At 56.8% G+C, this 5,478-nt stretch carries 4 protein-coding genes and 4 tRNA genes; all 8 read right to left on the minus strand.

The window, feature by feature from the left end:
• Window positions 1-183: 183 nt before the first annotated feature.
• The 8 genes from A15D_RS16800 to A15D_RS16835 all read right to left on the minus strand — a co-directional run bounded on the left by A15D_RS16800 (window position 184) and on the right by A15D_RS16835 (window position 4,816).
• Window positions 184-259: transfer RNA gene (locus tag A15D_RS16800), tRNA-Thr, on the minus strand.
• A 42-nt stretch (window positions 260-301) separates the two neighbouring features.
• Window positions 302-375: transfer RNA gene (locus A15D_RS16805), tRNA-Gly, on the minus strand.
• Window positions 376-436: 61 nt separating this feature from the next.
• Window positions 437-520, minus strand: a tRNA-Tyr gene (locus A15D_RS16810).
• Window positions 521-597: 77 nt separating this feature from the next.
• Window positions 598-673: transfer RNA gene (locus A15D_RS16815), tRNA-Thr, on the minus strand.
• An 83-nt stretch (window positions 674-756) separates the two neighbouring features.
• Window positions 757-1,374 (minus strand): SPOR domain-containing protein, encoded by a 618-nt coding sequence (locus A15D_RS16820; RefSeq protein ID WP_233192289.1) that lies wholly within the window; start codon window positions 1,372-1,374, stop codon window positions 757-759.
• A 45-nt stretch (window positions 1,375-1,419) separates the two neighbouring features.
• Window positions 1,420-2,163 (minus strand): type III pantothenate kinase, encoded by a 744-nt coding sequence (locus A15D_RS16825; RefSeq protein WP_102792870.1) that lies wholly within the window; start codon window positions 2,161-2,163, stop codon window positions 1,420-1,422.
• Complete coding sequence (locus tag A15D_RS16830; protein ID WP_102792871.1) at window positions 2,160-3,122, minus strand: biotin--[acetyl-CoA-carboxylase] ligase; 963 nt, start codon at window positions 3,120-3,122, stop codon at window positions 2,160-2,162. Before A15D_RS16830 ends, A15D_RS16825 begins: the two co-directional genes overlap by 4 nt.
• 5 nt (window positions 3,123-3,127) lie before the next feature.
• A complete protein-coding gene (locus A15D_RS16835) occupies window positions 3,128-4,816 on the minus strand; it encodes an AMP-binding protein (RefSeq protein ID WP_102792872.1) in 1,689 nt (562 codons plus the stop codon).
• Window positions 4,817-5,478: the final 662 nt, after the last annotated feature.

The following is a 5,478-nucleotide window of genomic DNA, read 5'->3' on the forward strand; positions in this document are numbered from 1 at the left end:
TATTACGTTCAAACTTTTCCTTTGCCACGACTCTTCACCTCTCAACTTGGCTGCGCTTTCTCGCCATATGGCGTACATACAACCGAAAAGACACATTTAAGGACTGCATTCAGAAAACACAGACCGCCTTGGCACCAGCAAGACACATGAAGCCGGGCCCAGGATATACCTGGGCCCGGAAATTGGAGCTCATAACCGGATTTGAACCGGTGACCTCACCCTTACCAAGGGTGTGCTCTACCTACTGAGCTATATGAGCATAACCTTCATGCCGCTTGCAGCGACCAAACCTTACCGGAACTGGAGCGGGCAGCGGGAATCGAACCCGCATCATCAGCTTGGAAGGCTGAGGTTCTACCATTGAACTATGCCCGCAAACCTTCCGATGCCTTGCCAGCCTTCCGGCTTGCAGATCGTCACCGATCTACGCTTAATCTGGTGGAGGGGGGAGGATTCGAACCTCCGAAGCTTTCGCGTCAGATTTACAGTCTGATCCCTTTGGCCACTCGGGAACCCCTCCAGAAAAGGGCCTACATTCTCTTTACGCCCCAACCACTTGTCAACAGATTTTCAAGTAGTTAGCAACGTTTAATAAGCTGGAGCTGGCGAGAGGAGTCGAACCCCCGACCGGCTGATTACAAATCAGCTGCTCTACCAACTGAGCTACGCCAGCTCACAAGGGTTGCGAATTCTATAGAAAGGATATGTGGGGCGCAATCCAATTAACGACTGAACGCCTAATAATTGCGCAACCCCTTATTGGCAGGCGACCCTATCCAGCTTAAGAGACTGATTTGCCTCAAGAAAGACCGTCACACCTTCTTTGCCCTCTGGCTCCGGATCTGTGAGATAGACCCAGTATTCCGTCACCGGGCGGGACGTTTCCCGCACGAAGGCCGGGTAGCCGGCATTGCGCATCTTCACCCGAAGCCCCTCGGCAGACTCTTCACTGGAGAAATAACCCAGAGAAATGGCATTGGCATCCTCGCCCTCCTTGACGATAAAGCTGTCCACCCCTCGATCCTGCAACTCGTGCAGAACCGCCAGAGCCCGCTCACGATCCGTGTAAGGAGGCAAATACACCCAGCTCAACCGGTCCTGCTGGACGGTCAGCGAGCGCACATCGCCCGATACGCCGGACGCTCTCAGCTGCACCGCCCCCGCCTGAGCCGCGTCGCGACTCTCCCAGGGGCCCACCACAGGGCATAGCGTCCCGCGGGCAGCAGTCCGGGCGGCATCACGGCGGGACTGCGGGCTTTCGGACAACAACACCAGAGCATCCTCAAAGGCCATGCTGGCCGGCGCACGCAGGGAGACCTGCGGCTGACGCGCCACCGACTTGGTAAGCTGCAGCCCCAGATACACCAAATTCACTACAAACAAGCTATAGAATATCCACCGCACAGGCATGCCCCCAACTTATTGTTCTTCGCCGGCCACAAACTCCAGGCCATCCAGCACCAGATCCGGCATGTGCGCATAATCAAATGCAAATACGTCCAGCAGCTCCGGCCCATCACCACCGGTCACCAGCACTTTGCAAGTATCATCAAGCACTTGGCGCAGTTCAACCACCACCTCCGTGACGAAGGCCACAGACATGCGCAACAATCCATTATGGACACACTGGCCGGTGGACTGCCCCAAACCCAGTGACGACGCCCCAGGCTCAATATGCACATCAGCCGTGTCACGGAGCAATGCGCCACGCAGCATACCCAGCCCAGGCACGATATAGCCCCCCATAAAACGGCCACTCGCATCCACCGCATCAATGGTCAGGGCACTGCCACAATCAACAATGATGCAAGCTCCAAAGCGGCGAAACCCTTCTATCATGGCCACCCAGCGGTCTACCCCTAATCGCACCGGATCCGGATAACAGCTGGTCACCCCATGATGGGACTGACGCGAGTAGTAGAACTGCGGCTGAATCCCGGTGGCCACCTGCAGCAACCCGGCAACCTCGGCATCCGCCTCCCTGCCCGCCACCGATGCCACCCAGATAGACGTCAACCCACCCTCACCAAGTGCGCCCGCCAATAACGTTGTGACGACAGAACGCCAGTCCCGCCCGTGGCGACAGCCGCCCTGCACCACCGACCCGCTTCGCCGGTAACGCCACTTCATGGCAGTATTGCCGATATCAATAAACAACTTCATTGCAGCCTCAGACTGACCTCGCCACCAAACAGCTCGCGGACCTGGATGCCATCATCCACTTTCAACGCACCCTCGTCAGTGACACCACAAGCCGTTCCAAGCAACTCACTGTCACCAGAGATCACTCTCACTTGCCGCCCCATCACACCATCGAACTGGGCATACAGTGCCGAGAAAGCAGAAAACCCCCGTTCCGAGAATAGGGGCAGAGCGTCAAGCAACGCATCAAGCACTACACTGGCAATGGCGGTTCTGTCGTAATTACCCTGCATTTCATCAGCCAGCCCGGTCCACCGCTGATCAATGTCAGCAGCTTGTGCCGCCGTCATCGCCCCATTCATCCCGATGCCGATGACCACATCCACCTGGCCATCCATTTCACCCGCAAGCTCAATAAGGATGCCCCCTACCTTGCTGCCATTGATCACAATGTCATTGGGCCATTTGATCGTCACCGGCAAGGAAGGGTCCAAGGCGACCAGCGCACGGGCAACAACCGCCCCCACTACCAGGCTTAACCCACCAAGGGTTGAGAAGCCTCCAGCAGCACTATAGCGCAGGGAAAGATAGATATTGGCAGCAAACGGGGACTGCCACTGGCGGCCACGCCGCCCTCGTCCGGCCAACTGGCATTCACTGATGAAAAGATGGGGAACCGATACGGGCCCTGGCAGCGCCAGCGCATCAGCATTGGTGGACTCGGTAACCCAGCTGTACTGCAACCGGGCACGGTCCGCGAGGCTTTCAGTGATTCTGTCCAGCTCAAGCAAGTGCAGGGGCTGGCTCAAGCGGTAGCCTTTCCCCTTGATCGACTCCAGCGCCAGCCCAAACTGCTCCAGGCGCTGAATACGCTTCCAGACCGCCGCCCGCGAGATACCCAACAGTTTTCCCAGCTCGGAGCCGGAACGACATTCGCCATCGGAGAGCAGGCGGATCAGTGTCTGATCCGCCTCTTTCATCAGACTCAAGCTTCCCAAACCACCCCGCGGGTTTTGCCCCACTGGGCGATCCCGTCAGCGTAGTGTTTTTCGATTTCGTTACGCTTGAGCTTGAGGGTCGGTGTAATCATGTTGTTTTCCACCGTCCATGCTTCCTTGCACACCACCAGGGTGGACATTCGCTCATGGGGATCGATCTGCTCATTCACCCTCGCCAGCAGCTTCTCGAGCTCCTTGGTGAAGTGCTCCTTCTCAGCACCCTTCGACAGTTTTTCCTGCTCTTCCGGGGTGATATTAAGCAGCGCAATAGGTTGCGGCATACCCTGACCAATCACACAGGCAAGCTCCAGACCCGGCAGGGTTACGATACGGTTCTCGATCGGAGCCGGCGCAACATACTTACCCTTTTCTGTCTTGAAGATTTCCTTCACACGACCGGTGATGCGCAGACGGCCTTTGGCATCAATCTCACCAACATCCCCGGTGTGCAGCCAGCCATCTTCAGTCAGGTCTTCCGCGGTCTTGTCTGGCTGTTTGTAGTAACCCTTCATGTTACCCAGGCTGCGCACCATGATCTCACCACCATCACCGATACGGCACTCAACGCCATCGTTTGGTGTGCCGACCCAACCGATCTGCTGATCACCTTCTTCCGTGGTGTGGGACCAGGCCAGGTTTTCTGTCATGCCGTATACCTCAAGAATCTCGAGACCGAGCTTCTTGAACCAGGTAATGATCTCCGGCGACAGGGCCGCCGCGCCGGACAGTGCAATACGACACTCATCCAGCCCCATCGCCCCCAGCACTTTCTTTTTGATGATCTTGTTCAGGAACGGGATCTTGAGCAGTGTGTTCAGCTTCTTCGGCGGCACAGCCTCAGAGGCCTTTTGGTAAAACTTGGACCAGATCCGCGGCACGGCAAAGAACACGGTCGGCTGGGCACGCTTGATATCCTCACCGAAGGTGTCGAGAGATTCAGCAAAGAAGATCTTGTTGCCCACATAAAGCACCGCAATTTCCACTGCAACCCGTTCGGCAACATGGGACAGCGGCAGATAGGAAATCATCCGCTCGTTCGGCTCAAGGTTGTACACCTTGATCATCTTTTCGCCAACGATAGAGAGCCCCTGGAAGTCGTGCATCACACCCTTCGGCATCCCTGTGGTTCCAGAGGTATAAACGATCGTGGCCAGATCCGCCATGTCAGGGGCGTTTACCTCTGCCAGCGGCGCAGTGTCACGGATAATATCGGACCACTTCGGGAAGGCATTGAGGGCATCTTCTGGCGCCAGACTCAAGGCGATCTGTTTCACACCATCCGGCACACCCGCTTTCATCATGTCCCAGTCGTCCAGCTTGCCGACAAACAGGAACTTCGACTCGCTGTGTTCCATGATCTGCCGGACCGTTTCCGCCACCAGCGTTGGGTACAGAGGCACACTGACACCACCCGCCATCCAGATGGCAACATCGGTGATAATCCACTCGGCACAGTTTTTGGAGACCAGCGCCACATGATCACCTTTCTGCATACCTTGAGCGTGCAGATAGGCAGCAATCTTTCTGGCTTCTTCGTCAACTTGTTTCCATGTGTACTCGCGCAGCTCTCCACCACCCAAGGGCTGGACAAACGCAACCGCGTCACCATGCTGCTGGAGCCGTTGCTGCAGCGCTTGCAACGGATTCATTACACCGGCTTTATTATCTGATGCCATAGTCCTTAACCTTTTCCCAAATCCAAACGAAAGTAACGGCCCCTTCCTGCGGAAAGAGCGATGCAGGCCTACCCTGCAAATTCCCGAACCTGGCCCCGGCATCACCGCTGGCTTACACCAAACGACCCGAGACCGCCTGTCGTCACGACGTATACAACAAGCGCAAATCAGGCCCAACCTTACCACTTTCCCTGAGCGCAATGGAGCCTTGGAATACAGAAAATAACACCGTGATGGCAGGATTAGAGCACCGTTTTCGTGCATCAGATGCCAACCTGCGCCCAGCAGCGAAATGAAGCCTGTTCACGGGGGCTCCACGGAAGAAATTCCGAGCCACTCTTACGTTGCTTGTAAGCGCATCCTGTCAGGGAGGGGAGTTCGGGAGCGATGTTCTTGTGGGCTTTCATGAAATGCTCTCAAACACGGGGAGACGGGAGCAGTCTGACTGCCCGAAGATGAGCGCTCCTCGCCGTGTAAGAGCCATACCAGCATGGTGATAGGTTGGCCACAGGAGGCAGGCTCCGGCGGGCGGCGGGGTTTTGTGTTGGCGTGGGGGCGTATTGCCGCTGGCGGCTGGCGCGCTCGTGACCTACTTGGGTAGCGAGCAAGCTCGCTACCCCTTCGGGACGCCTTCGGCGCCTCACCCTGGCACCTTCGGTGCA

The sequence above is a fragment of the Alcanivorax sp. MD8A genome, assembly GCF_002888555.1.
GTDB lineage: Bacteria > Pseudomonadota > Gammaproteobacteria > Pseudomonadales > Alcanivoracaceae > Alcanivorax.